This is a genomic window from Apibacter mensalis (assembly GCF_001418685.1).
Classification (GTDB): Bacteria; Bacteroidota; Bacteroidia; order Flavobacteriales; family Weeksellaceae; genus Apibacter; species Apibacter mensalis.
The window spans coordinates 1-16,083 of the sequence record NZ_LIVM01000004.1 but is presented as its reverse complement, the minus strand read 5'-3'; the positions used below and the strand labels follow the sequence as shown (position 1 = coordinate 16,083).

The window sequence follows — 16,083 nt, the reverse complement described above, 5'->3', positions numbered from 1 at the left end:
TTTTAGTTTATAATTGTTTTTGTAGGTACTTTAGTGTATGGTAGTTTGGATTACTAAAAAAAATATGATCGTATTACTTTATTAGTTGTTTTATCGTTAAATCACACTATAGTAGTGAAAAAATTATATTAATTAAATTGATTAAAAATAAACTATATCATCAAATTTTACGTTAAATAATTGTAAATTCAGAGTGAAATCTAAATTATATTCAATTATTATTGTATTGCAAAATTTATAAATTTTATTTACCAATCATAATAAGATATAAAATTATAAGTTTGCTACGTTAATAAAAGGGAAATATTATAAAAAAACGGTCTCTTGAAAACAAATTACAAAAGAAATTTACTAACATACACACGCCTTTTACTTTGAAACCACAACCTATACTTAAATTCTGGAGAAATGTAGAGATATTTAATCTTCCGGATTTCAATAAAAATACCAATTTGATTAACCCCGGAAATCCTCTTCCATGGCTTCAACCTAATAAACCCTTAAAGAAAAATTATAAGTGGCGATATACGTTAGTTTTTGGGAAAATTAAGAAGAAAGTAGTTGTGGATCATCTCAATAGTTTAGTAAAAATAGACGATACAAACGATTGGGAAGAGCCTGTGAGTGGTTTTACTTGTTTATCGGCTCTGATTTTAGATGAGGAAGGTATCCCTCATCAAGAAACTTATATAATAGCCAGCTATATATTTGGAATCCGTGCGTTAGAACGTAAAACAGATCTTTCCTCTGTTAGTTATGATTTGGAAGTATCCCAAAGCGATTTCCAAGACAGATATAACTTTAAATGGGTAGAAATTGCCGGAAAAGAGGTTTATAAAGGTGATGTGGTTTTATGGGAACACCTTCACAAAGAGATTGAGTATTTAAAAGGTATCAATACATGGTGGAAACACACTATTGGAATTTATGTTCTAGCCGAAATTGTCCCTAAAGACAGTGAAATGAATATCGGATTTCTTAATAGTTTTTATTTAAATGACCTCAACTATCTATCTGATATTGAAGAGAATAAATTAGGAAGCGCTCTTCGTGCCTATTTAAAGTTAGCTCCGCCTGTTGAAAAAAGAAAAGATTTGATTCAAAATAAAGCGTTTCTAGTTGACAGTTTTAACCCTAATTCCATAACTAGTGGAAGGTGGCCTTCACATATTGAATATGGGCTTTATTCCGCACAAATGGGTGCTGTTAATTCAATTTTTTCAAATTTAAGAAACAATGAAGGGCTACAAGGGCTCAATGGGCCTCCGGGAACAGGGAAAACTACCCTATTAAAAGATATTATTGCCGAAATAATTGTTGAAAGAGCAAAAATTATTTCGGACCTAGGATGTGATCATCTATTTAAAAAAGGATATACCAAAATTGAAAAAGAAGGCGGATATGTTAGTTATACTTATAATTTAAAGCAATCTCTGAAAAATAATTTTGGCATAGTGGTAGCCAGTAATAACAATGCGGCAGTAGAAAATATAAGTAAAGAACTGCCTCAAAAAAAAGGAATTGATAAAGACCATTTTCCAGCTGTTGATTATTTCGCCGGCTGCTCACAATCTTTAACAGCTGAGGAAAACTGGGGAGCCATCGCAGCTGCTTTGGGAAATATGAAAAACAGGGAATCGTTTAGAAAAGCTTTTTGGAAATCGGAAGAATCGGATGAGCAGCTAGGTTTTTATAATTTGCTTTATGATATTTACAAAGATCCAACACATGATAAAACCCATATCTACCAAGGCTCTTTTATCAAACATAATAAGTTATTTAAATCTTTAGTAAAAGAGTTTGATGACTTTAAGAAACTGGCAAGTTCATTCCATAAATTGCTCCCAAAGTATATCCAAAACAAGGAAAAAGAAATTCATCTCAAAAATGATCTTGCCAAAATTATTGAGTATTTATCTGAACTTTCGATAGAGAAAACGAATCTGCAAAAACAAGAGAATGTTACCAAACAGGATGCTGATAGGGTGCAAGATTTATTAAAGCTTCACTTACAACAAAAACCTAGTTTTTTCTTTTTTCAAAGACTATTTTCAACTGCCAATTACCAACAATGGCTATTTAAAACAAAAAGCTTTAGCATTAAATTACAGTCGCTGGATACATCATTAGATAACCTAAGAAAAAAACTAGATTTAAACAGAAATAGATCCGAAGAATTATCAAACCAAAAAGAAATTATCAACAAAAAATTATCGGAGCTGAATACATTCTTCGCTGAATATAAAAAATCTCAAGAAATTTTAATTCAAAAATACGAAATAGATCCGAAAAATATTGTTGACGTCGATTTTTGGCAAAAAGAATTGAATGAAATTCATCTTTTAAATCCCTATCACTCTCCTAAAATAGCAACTTTAAGAAGTAAAATATTTATTACTGCACTTGAGTTGCATAAAGATGCTATTTTAGTAAACGCAAAGAAAATAAGAAATAATTTATCCGCATTTTTTGAAATGCTTTCAGGCTGGGTTACTGTTAGAGGAGATATGTACCAAAATTTATGGGATACATTTTTTTTATGTGTACCGGTTGTATCAACAACATTAGCATCCGCAAGCCGTTTATTCAAAAATATCGATAGAAATCAAATAGGATGGCTACTAATTGATGAGGCCGGACAAGCAACTCCTCAAGCTGCCGTAGGACTGATTCACCGATCCAAACGATGCGTAATTGTAGGTGATCCGCTACAGGTAGAGCCCGTGGTTACTATCCCCGAAAAATTAGTGGCCCGGTTAAGGAATGAATGTGAGGTGGATACCGCATGGTCTCCTTGTAAAGTCTCCGTTCAACAATTAGCAGATAGGGTTTCTTTATCGGGAACTTATATGCAGGTTGGAAATTCTGAAGAAAAAGTTTGGACAGGTTTTCCACTTCGTGCACATAGAAGGTGTGAGGATCCGATGTTTACTATTGCCAATAAGATTGCATATGGTAATCAAATGGTAAATGCGGTCCATGAAATTTCAAATAAAGAATTTATGGGTCCATCCGCCTGGTTTCACGTTGAATGTGCCTCTTCGCCTTATAATAAACATGTTATTTTGGAGGAAATCGAATTGCTTAAGACCAAAATTAAGGAATTGCAAAAACATTATTCGGGTAAAATTTACGTTATTTCCCCCTTCAAGTCGGTTGCCGAATATTGTAAGGAAGTGTTTGAAACACAGAAAACTATTTCTTGCGGAACCATACATACATTTCAGGGAAAAGAGGCCGACGTTGTCTTTTTTGTTTTAGGGGGTAATCCGGCTACTGCAGGAGCTAGAAATTGGGCTTCTCAAAAACCTAATATGTTGAATGTGGCTTTAACCAGGGCAAAAAAACGGTTTTATGTGATAGGAAATAAAAATTTGTGGGCTTCTTGTAGTTATTTTAATACCATGGCTCATATTATTTCATAGCATTCTTAAATTTATAAAATAAGAAGTCAAAAATGTAGTTTTCACTAATTGTATATTGTTATTTAGAAACTTTTATTCTATTTTTTCGGTTGTTTCACTTTTAAAAATATAACTAAAATGATTTTTATTTGATGAACTTTATCTTCTTAAACTAAATAGAAACTGCTATATGATTAGATAATATAGATAATTAAATCATAAAACAGATTTATTTATTTTACCTATTTTACAATTGTTTACTATTTCATATGTCAAACTTTACTTTCCGATACAAAACTTACCAAAGATATTTCCGAGCAATTCATCATTAGAGACCTGTCCCACAATTTCACCCAAAGATTCTAAGGCACGCCGTAAATCAATAGCGACCAATTCGCTACTCAATCCGGTTTGTAAACCTTCTTTACATAACCATAAAGATTCTCGGGCACGAATTAAGGCATTCACATGACGTACATTGTTTACAATTGTTTGTGAAGTCGATCTTTGAGATTCTATATGGGAATACATGTTTTCTTTAAGTTCAGAAAGATCGGGATTTTGTTTAACAGAAAACATTACTATTGTATAGTTACGTAAAAATTCTTCAGGGATGTCAGAACGGGTAAATTTTAATTTTTTATCCAGCTTGGTAAGGCATATAATGATACGGATTTCCCCTCTTTGAAATTTTAATAAATCAGCATTTATCACTTCCCAATCCAAATCCGTTACATCTGCTAAATATAATATAATCGAAGCTTCCTTTGCCTTTTCCAATGCTTTTGCTACACCCATTGCTTCTATGGGATCTTCAGTTTCCCGCAATCCGGCCGTATCTATAAATCGAAATTGTATTCCGTTAATAATTAACGATTCTTCAATCGTATCGCGAGTAGTTCCGGCAATATCACTAACTATAGCCCGGTCTTCCTGTAATAAAGCATTTAACAAGGTTGATTTTCCGGCATTAGGCTTCCCTAAAATTGCAACCGGAACTCCATTTTTAAGCGCATTTCCATAGGAAAATGACTCTATTAGAGGATTGATAACCCCTAAAATTCGGTCCATCAAGTGTACTAATTGTGAACGATCGGCAAATTCAACATCTTCTTCAGAAAAATCCAATTCAAGTTCCAAAAGTGAAGCTAAATCCAACAATTCGACTCGTAATTCCTGGAGAAGTGAGGAAAATCCACCTCTCATTTGGGAAAGGGCCATATCGTGACTGGCTTTATTTTCGGCTGATATTAAATCGGCAACTGCCTCTGCTTGACTTAAATCTATACGTCCGTTAAGAAAGGCCCGTTGAGTAAATTCACCCGCCAGAGCTAAGCGACAACCTTTTTTTACTAGTAGGGAAAGTATTTGCTGTTCTATATAGTGGGATCCATGACAGGTTATTTCCACTAAATTTTCTGCAGTAAAAGTTTTAGGAGCCCAAAAAACAGAAACCATCACTTCATCAATCGTTTCATTTCCATCTTTAATAAAGCCGTAATGAACAGTATGCGAACTTACCTCGTTTAAGTCTTTACCTTTAAAAACAGAATTAACCAACGAAATAGAATTTTTTCCGGAAACTCTAATAATTCCCAATGCTGCTGTTCCCGGCGAAGTGGCTAATGCACAAATGGTATCTTCAAACATGATTAAAATTCATTAAAAATTATTTAGAAACACACGGCTTATCTATGTATAATTTTCCTTGTAAATGGTCGTATTCATGTTGAAAAATAATGCCCGTGTAATCTTCAGAGCGGCTTCCTCCCAAAAATTTATGGGTAACCTTTTGTTTATTTTGATCAGTATATTCAACTTCTATCCAAGAAAAACGCCCTGAGTTTCCATATTTGTCGGGAACAGATAAACATCCATCATTATGAAAGCAAATGATTTCGGATGAGTGTGAAATAATTTTAGGATTTATTGCTACTTCTACGGAATTTTCTTCTTTATCTAATCTGGTAAATAAAAAAATATTCTTATTTATTCCTATTTGCGGTGCTGCAATTCCTATACCTCCTTCCTCAAGCATAGTTAGATATAATTTTTTTACTAAGGGTTCTATATCTTTATTCTTTTTTACATTTTTTATATTTTTCGAAGGGGCTCTTAAAATTAAAGAATCATTTTTATTGGTGATCTGTAACACTCTTGCTGGTGAATCGGGGGAGTGGTAAATAATTTCTTTTTCTGAGGATGAAAAAGAACTTGTGCAAGATGTTAACATAATAAATAATACTAAGTATGCTATTTTATACATTTTTTTAGTGGTTGATTTTATCATTGTTGTTTATTTTACTGATTATTTTAGTTCTACAATCCAAAATCGTACTAAAAAATTCATTCATCTTTTGGTATTCATCTGAATCTTGTGAATTAATAAAAGAAAATTCTTTTCCGGAACATAAGACTATCTTAAACTTAGTATCTTTCCCATCATACAGAAGTGTACTCTCACCACTTTTAATTCTTTCTAGTAAATGAATATCTAAAGAAGATTCTAATTTTCTCCAAACATTTTCAGATGTTTTTTCAAGCTCTTTTTCGCTTTTATTAGTTCTTCTGCTTATAGAATTATACGAAATATTCTCTTCAGTGATACTAAGAGATTCTTCCCAACCATGAATGCCTCCGTAATTAGAATATTCAACTTTGCAAAGTTTGTTATTGTTAGCAGATAGAGGCTGCTGAGATTTACAAGCCAAGCAAGTAATTACAATAATAAGAAAGTAGATAATTCTTTTCACGTTCACTAAAATGTCTAATTTTTTTTAAAAAAGCTATCCACAAATTCATATTTATTAAATGGCTGGAGGTCAACCATTTTTTCGCCCACTCCAATATATTTTACCGGTATTTTAAATTGATCTGATATACCAATGACCACTCCCCCCTTCGCTGTGCCGTCAAGTTTTGTAACCGCTAAAGCACTTACATCTGTAGCAGTCGTGAATTGTTTTGCTTGTTCAAACGCATTTTGTCCGGTTGAACCATCTAATACCAATAATATTTCATGAGGAGCATCCGGAATTACTTTTTGCATTACCCTTTTTATTTTACTTAGCTCATTCATCAAATTAACCTTATTATGCAATCGTCCGGCAGTGTCTATTAATACTACATCAGCTCCTTGAGCTTGGGCTGATTGAACGGTATCAAACGCCACCGAAGCAGGATCAGATCCCATACTTTGCTTAATTATAGGAACCCCTACCCTTTCAGACCAGATAACTAGCTGATCCACTGCAGCCGCTCTGAATGTGTCTGAAGCTCCTAATATAACTTTCTTTCCTTGTTGTTTGAACTGATAGGCTAGTTTTCCTATAGTAGTCGTTTTTCCTACTCCATTAACTCCCACAACCATGATTACGTAAGGCTTTTTATCTTGAGGAATTTCAAATTCCGAGTCAGAGCTTTTATTTTCGGCTAATAAATTCATAATTTCCTCCTTAAGAATCTGATCTAATTCCGAAGTATTCATAAATTTATCTCTGGCTACCCGTTCTTCTATTTTTTTTATTATTTTAAGTGTAGTTTCTATCCCAACATCCGAAGAGATCAACACTTCCTCCAAGTTATCGAGAACTTCATCGTCCACTTTACTTTTTCCTGCAATAGCCCTCCCTATTTTATCAAAAAAAGATCGACTAGACTTTTCCAACCCCTTATCTAATGTTTCTTTTTTCTCTTTTCCGAAAATTTTCTTAAACCAGCTCATATAGATTATAATATAACAAATAGATATGTAATATAACAAAAATAAAAAAAATCATTCACATTAAAGTGAATGATTTTTTTAAAACCTTAAAAACCTATGTTATGAAAACTATTTCTGTTTTAAAAATGTGTCGACGTTATCCGCATTTACAACTTTTTCTTCAAAAACGTAAGCCCCGGATTTAGAAGACTTAACCATTTTGATCACTTTGGTCATTTTTTTAGATTCTGTACGTAATGTTGCTACAACCTTCTTTGCCATGACTAAAATTTATTATTTAATTTCTTTGTGTATAGTATATTTTTTTAGTACCGGATTAAATTTTTTCAATTCAATTCGTTCCGGAGTATTCTTTTTATTCTTAGTTGTTATATAACGAGACACTCCCGGCATTCCACTCTCTTTATGTTCAGTACATTCTAATATTACTTGTACTCTGTTACCTTTCTTTGCCATTTTTAATTTTAATTTTTAGTAATTGATAAGACCTTGTTTACGAGCTCTAGCTACAGCTTCTTCAATTCCTATTTTATCTATAATTCTTAAACCATGAGCAGATACTTTTAAAAATACCCAAGCATCTTCTGAAGGTAAATAGAATTTTTTCTCCATCAAATTTATTTCAAAACGTCTTTTTGTTTTGTTATTGGCGTGCGACACATTATTTCCTACCATTGCACGTTTTCCTGTTATTTGACAAATTCTAGCCATTATCTTAAATCTAAATAATATTCTTTTTCCTTGAATCGGGTTGCAAATTAACAAATTATTTTTGATTCTTACAACTTTTTTACTTTTTATTTTTTAAGATCGGTTTTCCTTTTTACGGTATTTATATTTATTTTATTCAAAATAGTTGGGGAGAGAGCATAGGCTAATATAACCCCGGCTAATAGTAATGCTAATCTGGCAATTACATCACCGTATTTCACATAAATGGTCAATTCTGAATTAAGATTGACTTCTCCTTTTAAAGCTCCCTTTTTACCATATCCCAGTTCACTGATAATATCTCCACGTTGGTTTATAAACGCCGAAATTCCGCTGTTAGCAGAACGTGCTATATCTCGCCTTGTTTCTATAGCTCTTAAACGTGCATAAGCTAACAGTTGTTTATGTCCTTGTGAATCTCTCCACCAGGAATCGTTAGTCATAATGAATATTGCATTGGCTCCTCTTTTTACAAATTCACCTACATATTCTCCATATATGCTTTCATAACATATAATGGGAGCTACTTTTAGTGGATTCTTTGAATTTATGAATATATCCGGCTGCTTCTGCACTCCTAAACTTTCCATGGATCCTCCAAAATTCATCATATATTTTCCAATTATGGGTTTTAATATAGCAGCATAAGGGAAATGCTCTACTCCCACTACCAATTTTGACTTATTATAGTATTGAACAGGATCACTTAAATTAACCTGAACCGCTGAGTTATAAAGGTCTATCCATTGATTATGGCGTTCTAAATAGCGGGCCGTAGATGTTTGTTGATGTGCAAAATATTCTGCTAATGAAACACCCGACACCAAGCTCAATCGAGGATACTTTTTTAACCATTCCTTTATTTGTGCTATATAGTAATCGTTTTCAAGATTATTTACCAACACAAATCCATTCCCGGGGAAAGCCGTTTCCGGAGCAACGACAAATTGTGTATTGGGAGTAATATCTTTTTCTATTGTTCTTAATAATTCCTTAAGAATAACGGATCCATCCCAATTATACTTATCCGTATAAGGATCAAGTGCAGGTTGAGCTAAAACTACTTCTATTTTTTTTAATGTTTTTTTTGGGTACGATTGATACCTAAGAAAAGAAATGGCAATGGGTATTCCTATAGCAGCCAGGGAATAACATAAGGACTTCCATATATAGGTTTTACTGCGTGTGACCTGGAAAGCTCGAATATAGTAAAAGAAAATCAAGTTTATCAATAATACCCATAAGGTTCCTCCTAAAGTTCCGGTGACTTCATACCATTGAATTATTTCCGGATAATTGGCAAAGGCATTTCCTAAATTTAGCCAGGGCCACGACATTTCCCAATTTAAATGAAATTTTTCAAAACAAATCCATACGGTAGGAAAGAAAACAATCCCACACCGAGTTCCTGTTTTTCTTTTTATAAAATGAAAAAAAGTAAAAACAACAGCCATCAGTAAGCTATTCACGAAAAGAGGAAATAAAAATGCCATCCATGAATTGGAGCCATCCGGATTTTGGGCGAAGTGAAGCCATTGGGTAGCCACTCCGTTCCAAAGGAAAAAAGCTAAATAGGATAGTCCAAGAACCTTCCAGGCGGAGAATTTTTCTTTTTTTACAGTAATCTCATGCTCAACCAATAACAGAGGAACAAAGGCAATAAATAGTAAAAAGGGAAAGCCATAAGTAGGCCAAGACAGAGCAAGCAGCAATCCACTAACTATTGCAAGAATAAATCTTTTCATATACTTGTAAAAATAGTTATTTTTGAGTTTTTAAACGCTTCAAATCTATGAATAAATTATTTTTTTTAATTCTGCTTTTCTTGATTTTACTTTCATGTAAAACTCATCAAAGAGAATCAGTAAATAAATATACTACCCCTCCCGAAGTAGGAATACTTACCACCGATTTGCCCCGATACAGCAAACCTCCTGCATCGTTGAATTCTACTAAAATAGAAGAGCCGCTCCCTTCTTTAAAAAAAGATAGCCTAGTTAATTCTAAGGATACGATTTCTACCTTCTCCAACACTATTCATAGAGAAGAAAATTTAATTCAAACCGTTCCGGTATCTGCTTTTGCATGGGAAATAGGAATACGTCAAACGCAGATTGTAGATGTACGTACCTTAGTGGAATACAAAAGTGGCCATATTTACGATGCTATTAACATTAGTGTTGACGATCCCAGCTTTGAAAACCAAATTCAAAACTTAGATAAAAACAGCCCGGTAGCCATATATTGTAAATCCGGAATAAGAAGCATTTATGCTGCTAAAATTTTAAAAGACCACGGTTTTCAAATCATTTATAATTTAGACGGGGGTCTTAACAGCTGGTTGAAAAATAAACAAGAAATTGTAAAATAAAATATCAATTATGATGGTGAAAATCACATCTATTATCTTAACTCTATGTTATTGTACTGTATTGCTTATCAGTTGTTCAATAAGTGAAGAAATTACTTTCAATGAGGAAGGCAGCCTCAATTATTCTTATGTAATAGATGCTAGTGAATTTATGAAAATAATGCCGGATTCCATGGATAAGAATATGCTCAAAGACACTCTTATTTCCTTTAAAGATTTACTTACTCAAAAAAAGGATAGCATATCCCAATTACCTTCCGAAAGTCAAAAAAAATTACAAGCGCTAAAACCTCTTTTTATTAAGATGCACCAAGATAAAAAGAAAGGAGAATTTTATGTATTAATTTACGGGAATTTCATCAACAGTACTTCCTTAAATTCAGCACTTTCCGCTTTAAATTCTATTGACAATTCGAAAAACAATTCATCTAAAAATATGGAATTTCTCACCCATACAACCTATAATTGGAACGGTAAAGAATTTAGTAAGAAGTCCATTAAAGCTGAAAGTTTAAAAAGTGATTCTGTCGCACAAAACATTCTCCCTTTATTTACCGGAGGCACATTTAAAATCCGATACAATTTTCCAAAAGAAATAAAGAAAGTAAACAATTCTTCAGCCGTGATTTCTCAAGACAGAAAAAGTCTTTCTATTGAATATGATGCTACCGAATATCTGGCTACTCCGCAAAAAACAGATTTAAAAGTAGAACTAGTAAAATAATTATTAATAGTATAATACCCATACTGACTATTTTTTATTTTATAATTCTTACCAGTAACTACTCATATAGCCTGCTTATTTAAAAAATAAAATTTAAAATAGCATCAAGTTAACTCATTGACACTATTTCTTATTTTGTACCTTTGTTGGGTTAAATAGTAAATTTACTATGAATTCCCAAACTCAAATAAAATGTCCGAATTGTGGAAATGTAATTGATGTTAATGATATCCTTAAGCACCAATTAGAAGAATCCATAAAGAAAAAATATCAGGAAAAATATCTTTCCTCACAAAAAGAATTTCAAGAGAAAAATAATTTACTGGAGCGCCAAAAAGAAGAATTTGAAGCTAAGAAAAAAAAAGAGAATGAAATTTTCCAGGAAAAACTTTCCAAAATAACTAAGGAAAAGACTCTTGAAATTGAAAATCATCTTAAAAAGAAAATTGAGGAAGAGAATCAAGAACGAATTCTTCTATATGAAAAAGAATTGGCCGAAAAATCCGAAAAGCTTCAAGAATTAAATAAAATGCAGGCGGAAATTTTCAAATTAAGTAGAGAAAAAGAAGAAATGAAAGCAGTTTTTGAAGCAGAAGCTCAAAAAAAATTAAATGATGAAATTTTACTAGAAAGAGAAAAAATCCGCAAACAGGAAAATGAAAAAAATGAATTGAAAATCAGAGAGTTACTTAAACAGTTGGAAGATCAGAAAAGATTAACCGAAGAGATGAAGCGAAAACAAGAACAAGGATCCATGCAGTTGCAGGGAGAAGTTCAGGAATTGGCAATTGAAGAATGGCTGGCTCAAAATTTCCCCTTAGACACTATCAACGAGATAAAAAAGGGGGTCCGTGGTGCCGACTGTCTTCAAATTGTGAATACTCGTGACATTCAAAACTGTGGTTCTATCTATTACGAAAGTAAAAGAACCAAGGATTTTCAAAATTCATGGATAGAAAAATTTAAGAATGACATTCGAGAAAAAAAAGCAAACACAGGAGTCCTCATTACAGAGGTTATGCCCTCAGATATGAAACGTATGGGCATGAAAAACGGGATATGGATCTGTACATTTGAAGAGTTTAAAGGATTGAGCGCTGTATTAAGAGATTCCATCATCCAATTCAGCACCCTTATCCAATCTCAAGAAAATAAAGGCGATAAAATGGAAATGCTATACGATTTTCTTACCGGAAATGAATTTCGTCTAAGAATTGAAGGAATTGTAGAAGGATTTACTCAAATGCAAGAGGAGCTAAACAGAGAAAAAAGAGCTATGATGAATATATGGTCAAGACGTGAAAAGCAAATCGAAAAAGTAATTAAAAATACTTCATCCATGTATGGTTCTATAAAAGGAATAGCCGGAAATGCAATTCAAAATATACAGGCATTAGAATTAAATCCAGATGAACAATTAGATTTCGATGAATAAATAAATATAGGTAATACTTTAAAAATTTGCTTTTTTTCTATAAAATAGAATTATATTTGCAGTACTCTTCCATAATATAACCTAAAAAAAAGTCTATGGAAAAAAATATCTTTGAAGGCACTCCTATTGAAGATCTTCACCCAAATGACATTGCAGAACAACTTGAAGAGCTTTCCGAAAAAGATCGGATATTAAACTTTTTTCTACTTCCTCGTAATCAAAAAACTGATGTTTTCACTTATTTGGATCCTAAAATTCAACAAGAGTTATTGCATGGTTTAGGTAAAAAAGATATTGCTGATTTATTAAACGAAATGGCTCCCGATGACCGTACGGAATTTTTTGTGGATCTTCCGGATGATCTCATCAAAAATACCATAAACTTATTAGACGAAAACGAGAGAAAAATTGCATTACAACTTTTAGGCTATCCGGAAGACAGTGTAGGGCGTTTAATGACTCCTAATTATATACAAGCAAAGAAATACTGGACAGTAAAACATACCTTACAGCATATTAAAATATACGGGAGAAAAGCAGAAACCTTAAATTTTATATACATTGTTGATGAAAATGATAAGTTACTGGACGATATTAAAATAGGAAAGCTACTTCTAGCTGATGACGACAGTAAATTAGAGGAATTAGGTGATGATAATTTTATTGCCTTAAAAAGTATGATGAATCAAGAAGATGCCATTCATGTTTTTGAAGATTACGACCGAAGCACCCTTCCCGTTATTTCCGAAACCGGAGTATTGGTAGGTATTGTTACCGTGGATGATATTTTAGATATTGTAAAAGAACGAGATACAGAAGATATACAAAAATTTGGAGGAGTAGAAGCTCTGGATATTCCTTACCGTAATACTCCTCTTTTAACTTTATTTAGAAAACGTGCCGGGTGGTTGATTATACTTTTCCTTGGTGAAATGCTGACTGCCAGTGCCATGGTTCATTTCGAAGAGGAAATTGAAAAAGCAGTGGTTTTAGCCTTATTTGTACCTCTAATTATTTCCAGTGGAGGAAATTCAGGATCCCAAGCCGCTACCCTGATTATCCGTGCTATGGCTTTACATGAAATTAAATTGAAAGATTGGTGGTATGTCATGAAAAAAGAAATTTTTTCGGGTTTATTATTAGGAATAACTTTAGGTGTTATTGGCTTTATCAGAATCCTGATATGGCAAAATCTCAATTTTTATGATTACGGACCACACTGGTTGCTAATTGGTATTACGGTTGCTACGTCATTAATTGGTATTGTATTATGGGGAACACTTTCCGGTTCCATGATTCCTTTTATTTTACGATTATTTAAATTGGATCCTGCAACCTCCTCCGCTCCGTTTGTAGCAACTATGGTGGATGTAACGGGTTTAATAATCTATTTTACCATTGCTTCACTCATATTAAGCGGAGTTTTACTATAATATTATTCTAACTTCCTTAGATAAGTTAATTCATATTCGGGTATTATTTCGGGATGTATGATTTTAATTAGATCCGATAACACTTTATCCGCGTAAATACTTCCGTATTCATAATAATCATTTGCCTGTAATTGATTTTCCCTATTATTTAAAGCATACACATTTCCTGATTTATAAGCTTCAAACCATGCATAATTTGAATGGCCGTTCAACAAGTCCTTTTTAGATTTAAAATTACTGGTTCCAATCCATAATTCGGCATTTTTCGCTTTGCTTAGTACTTCTTCAAAAGTCATTGGAATTGATCCGGACTTTTTATTATCTTGCCACAAATAATGAGCTCCCGCATCCTTAAAAAGAGTGGCAAGAAAGCTTTTTCCTCCTGCCATATACCAGGAATCACCATACATAATTCCAGTAAAAACGGTAGGTTTTGTGGTAGCATGCGATGCTTTTTCTTTTAGTTTTTCATAATTTTTCTTTACAAAAGTATAGAGACTATCAGCCTTATGGTACTGCTTAAAGACGGTTCCGAATAATTTAAGATACTCTGTTTTACCTAAAGGGTGTAATTCCATAAATTCTTCCACATAAAGAATTTTAATACCCTGTTTAGACAGTTGATTTAAAATTTTTTCATACGTTGGATTATGCCCGGATATAATTAAATCCGGTTGTAATGCTAAAATTTTTTCAAAATTCAAGGTTGCGTCATTCCCTATGTCTTCAATCGATTGGTTTTTAATTTTCTCTTTTATTTTTGGATTATAAAAGTAATGTGGAGAACAAACCCCCACAATCGAATTAATTTCCCCCAACGCATCAATGTAGGCTGAGGCTGAGGTAGTGGTAATTACACATCTTTTACTTTTATAATCCTTCGGAAAAACCACACAATTACCCGCAGATATTATAGTTACTTGTTTATCTTGAGTTTGTATTGAAAAATTAGTCGCATATTCATTTTTAGAAATTATAGATGTTTGGAACGACTTTCTACATGAAAATAAGACTATTAAAAACAATATACACACAAATATTTTCTTCATAATAGAGGTTACTAGTTTCTTTCCAAAACTACTAAAAACACACATTTCTTATATCTATTATAATATACACTTTTTGTTAAGTAATCCATTAAATTTCAATATGTATTCATTATAAGAATTATAAAATAGTATTTATAATCCCTATTTCTAACTACTCTTTTAAATGATTTTTTCAAAATATCAAAAAAATAGCATTAAAAAATTAGTAATCCCTCATAAAGTTAAAATTTCAAATTTTAAACAAAACTTTAATTAATCAAACCATAAACAAATTAACAATAATTCAATTAAAAACTAATTATATTTTATTTTTTTAATTATTAAATAACTTTTAGCATATTTAAATATAATTTTAATATTTTTTTTACCTTTACAATATTTATAAATAAAATCACTAATCATCTAAAATGTATATTTATGAAAAATTATTTACTTTTTCTATTTTATTTTTTATCCATAATTTACTTGCATTGTCAAGTAAAAGTTATTGATGTTGAAGACCCCGGAAGTTTATCTAAACTATTAGGTAATGAAATTAATACTATTACAGATTTAAAAATCAAGGGAAAAATCAATACTTCTGATTTAAATACGTTAAATAGTATGAGGAAATTATCCGTTTTAGATCTTTCCCATTCTTCCATTACAGATGGAATACTTCCCTATAAAGCATTCATAAACAATACTGTACTCAAAAATATTATTCTTCCTTCTAATCTAACAAATATTTCTAAAGAAGCTTTCGAATATGCGTATAATATTAGTGTGGATGCTTCCAAGTGCTCACAACTGAAAAATATCGGTGAATACGCTTTTAATGGTGTTAAGGGAAAAGTAGTTCTTCCTGATCATCTAGAATCCTTACCTTATAAATCTTTTGCTAATTTTAATGGGACCGTTAGTATTTCTAAAAATTTAAAAACTATCGGTAAAGAGGCGTTTTATAATTCCAGCATTAATACTTTGGATCTGGCCCATTGTTCACAACTGAAAAATATCGGTGAATACGCTTTTAATGGAGTTAAGGGAAAAGTAGCTCTTCCTGATCATCTAGAATCATTACCTTACAAGTCTTTTGCTTATTTTAATGGTACCCTTGTTTTGCCTAAAAATTTAAAAATTATCGGTCAAGGGGCGTTTTATAATTCCAGCATTAATACTTTGGATCTGGCCCATTGTTCACAACTGAAAAATATCGAAATGTACGCTTTTGAAGGAGTTAAGGGAAAAGT

General features: G+C 32.2%; 15 protein-coding genes. 6 read left to right on the top strand and 9 right to left on the bottom strand.

Annotation, left to right across the window (positions count from 1 at the left end; genetic code table 11):
* Positions 1 to 374 precede the first annotated feature (374 nt).
* Entirely contained in the window at positions 375 to 3,425 is a 3,051-nt protein-coding gene (locus ASC36_RS03560; protein WP_055425121.1) for a DEAD/DEAH box helicase, read from the top strand.
* Between the two features lie 258 nt (positions 3,426 to 3,683).
* On the opposite strand, the gene mnmE is transcribed toward ASC36_RS03560, so the two are convergent.
* The 8 genes from mnmE to lnt all read right to left on the bottom strand — a co-directional run bounded on the left by mnmE (position 3,684) and on the right by lnt (position 9,584).
* A complete protein-coding gene (mnmE, locus tag ASC36_RS03555) occupies positions 3,684 to 5,054 on the bottom strand; it encodes a tRNA uridine-5-carboxymethylaminomethyl(34) synthesis GTPase MnmE (RefSeq protein WP_055425120.1) in 1,371 nt (456 codons plus the stop codon).
* Positions 5,055 to 5,073: 19 nt separating this feature from the next.
* Positions 5,074 to 5,694 (bottom strand): peptide deformylase, encoded by a 621-nt coding sequence (gene def / locus ASC36_RS03550; protein ID WP_221400558.1) that lies wholly within the window; start codon positions 5,692 to 5,694, stop codon positions 5,074 to 5,076.
* Positions 5,675 to 6,157, bottom strand: a complete 483-nt coding sequence (locus ASC36_RS03545; RefSeq protein ID WP_141656190.1) for a hypothetical protein — start codon at positions 6,155 to 6,157, stop codon at positions 5,675 to 5,677. The genes def and ASC36_RS03545 overlap by 20 nt, the downstream gene beginning before the upstream one ends.
* A 14-nt stretch (positions 6,158 to 6,171) precedes the next feature.
* Positions 6,172 to 7,128, bottom strand: a complete 957-nt coding sequence (gene ftsY, locus ASC36_RS03540; protein WP_055425118.1) for a signal recognition particle-docking protein FtsY — start codon at positions 7,126 to 7,128, stop codon at positions 6,172 to 6,174.
* Between the two features lie 108 nt (positions 7,129 to 7,236).
* Positions 7,237 to 7,389: a DUF4295 family protein gene (locus ASC36_RS10455; protein ID WP_073961201.1), complete on the bottom strand. Its 153-nt coding sequence runs from the start codon at positions 7,387 to 7,389 to the stop codon at positions 7,237 to 7,239.
* A 12-nt stretch (positions 7,390 to 7,401) separates the two neighbouring features.
* Positions 7,402 to 7,584: a 50S ribosomal protein L33 gene (gene rpmG / locus ASC36_RS03535; RefSeq protein WP_055425117.1), complete on the bottom strand. Its 183-nt coding sequence runs from the start codon at positions 7,582 to 7,584 to the stop codon at positions 7,402 to 7,404.
* A gap of 15 nt (positions 7,585 to 7,599) precedes the next feature.
* Positions 7,600 to 7,839, bottom strand: a complete 240-nt coding sequence (gene rpmB, locus ASC36_RS03530; protein WP_055425116.1) for a 50S ribosomal protein L28 — start codon at positions 7,837 to 7,839, stop codon at positions 7,600 to 7,602.
* 86 nt (positions 7,840 to 7,925) lie between these two features.
* The gene (lnt, locus tag ASC36_RS03525; protein ID WP_055425115.1) at positions 7,926 to 9,584 is read right to left on the bottom strand and encodes an apolipoprotein N-acyltransferase; all 1,659 of its coding nucleotides are present in this window, start codon (positions 9,582 to 9,584) and stop codon (positions 7,926 to 7,928) included.
* Positions 9,585 to 9,631: 47 nt separating this feature from the next.
* Between lnt and ASC36_RS03520 the strand changes: the two genes are divergently transcribed.
* The 4 genes from ASC36_RS03520 to mgtE all read left to right on the top strand — a co-directional run bounded on the left by ASC36_RS03520 (position 9,632) and on the right by mgtE (position 13,802).
* Positions 9,632 to 10,210 (top strand): rhodanese-like domain-containing protein, encoded by a 579-nt coding sequence (locus ASC36_RS03520; RefSeq protein ID WP_055425114.1) that lies wholly within the window; start codon positions 9,632 to 9,634, stop codon positions 10,208 to 10,210.
* Positions 10,211 to 10,220: 10 nt separating this feature from the next.
* Complete coding sequence (locus ASC36_RS03515; RefSeq protein ID WP_055425113.1) at positions 10,221 to 10,934, top strand: hypothetical protein; 714 nt, start codon at positions 10,221 to 10,223, stop codon at positions 10,932 to 10,934.
* Between the two features lie 169 nt (positions 10,935 to 11,103).
* A complete protein-coding gene (locus ASC36_RS03510) occupies positions 11,104 to 12,369 on the top strand; it encodes a DUF2130 domain-containing protein (RefSeq protein ID WP_055425112.1) in 1,266 nt (421 codons plus the stop codon).
* A gap of 95 nt (positions 12,370 to 12,464) precedes the next feature.
* Complete coding sequence (gene mgtE, locus ASC36_RS03505; protein WP_055425111.1) at positions 12,465 to 13,802, top strand: magnesium transporter; 1,338 nt, start codon at positions 12,465 to 12,467, stop codon at positions 13,800 to 13,802.
* Positions 13,803 to 13,804: 2 nt separating this feature from the next.
* Here mgtE and ASC36_RS03500 read toward each other — a convergent pair whose 3' ends face one another.
* On the bottom strand, positions 13,805 to 14,851 hold the full coding sequence (locus ASC36_RS03500) for an ABC transporter substrate-binding protein (RefSeq protein WP_055425110.1): 1,047 nt from the start codon (positions 14,849 to 14,851) through the stop codon (positions 13,805 to 13,807).
* Positions 14,852 to 15,268: 417 nt separating this feature from the next.
* Between ASC36_RS03500 and ASC36_RS03495 the strand changes: the two genes are divergently transcribed.
* A partial coding sequence (locus ASC36_RS03495; protein ID WP_156332305.1) for a leucine-rich repeat domain-containing protein occupies positions 15,269 to 16,083 on the top strand: 815 nt, incomplete at its 3' end.

Excerpts from the sequence above, each read along its gene's own strand:
- rpmB (WP_055425116.1), bottom strand. The coding sequence starts at position 7,839 with ATGGCTAGAATTTGTCAAATAACAGGAAAACGTGCAATGGTAGGAAAT.
- def (WP_221400558.1), bottom strand. The coding sequence starts at position 5,694 with ATGATAAAATCAACCACTAAAAAAATGTATAAAATAGCATACTTAGTA.
- ASC36_RS03520 (WP_055425114.1), top strand. The coding sequence starts at position 9,632 with ATGAATAAATTATTTTTTTTAATTCTGCTTTTCTTGATTTTACTTTCA.
- mnmE (WP_055425120.1), bottom strand. The coding sequence starts at position 5,054 with ATGTTTGAAGATACCATTTGTGCATTAGCCACTTCGCCGGGAACAGCA.
- ftsY (WP_055425118.1), bottom strand. The coding sequence starts at position 7,128 with ATGAGCTGGTTTAAGAAAATTTTCGGAAAAGAGAAAAAAGAAACATTA.
- ASC36_RS10455 (WP_073961201.1), bottom strand. The coding sequence starts at position 7,389 with ATGGCAAAGAAGGTTGTAGCAACATTACGTACAGAATCTAAAAAAATG.
- ASC36_RS03510 (WP_055425112.1), top strand. The coding sequence starts at position 11,104 with ATGAATTCCCAAACTCAAATAAAATGTCCGAATTGTGGAAATGTAATT.
- lnt (WP_055425115.1), bottom strand. The coding sequence starts at position 9,584 with ATGAAAAGATTTATTCTTGCAATAGTTAGTGGATTGCTGCTTGCTCTG.
- ASC36_RS03515 (WP_055425113.1), top strand. The coding sequence starts at position 10,221 with ATGATGGTGAAAATCACATCTATTATCTTAACTCTATGTTATTGTACT.
- rpmG (WP_055425117.1), bottom strand. The coding sequence starts at position 7,584 with ATGGCAAAGAAAGGTAACAGAGTACAAGTAATATTAGAATGTACTGAA.
- ASC36_RS03500 (WP_055425110.1), bottom strand. The coding sequence starts at position 14,851 with ATGAAGAAAATATTTGTGTGTATATTGTTTTTAATAGTCTTATTTTCA.
- mgtE (WP_055425111.1), top strand. The coding sequence starts at position 12,465 with ATGGAAAAAAATATCTTTGAAGGCACTCCTATTGAAGATCTTCACCCA.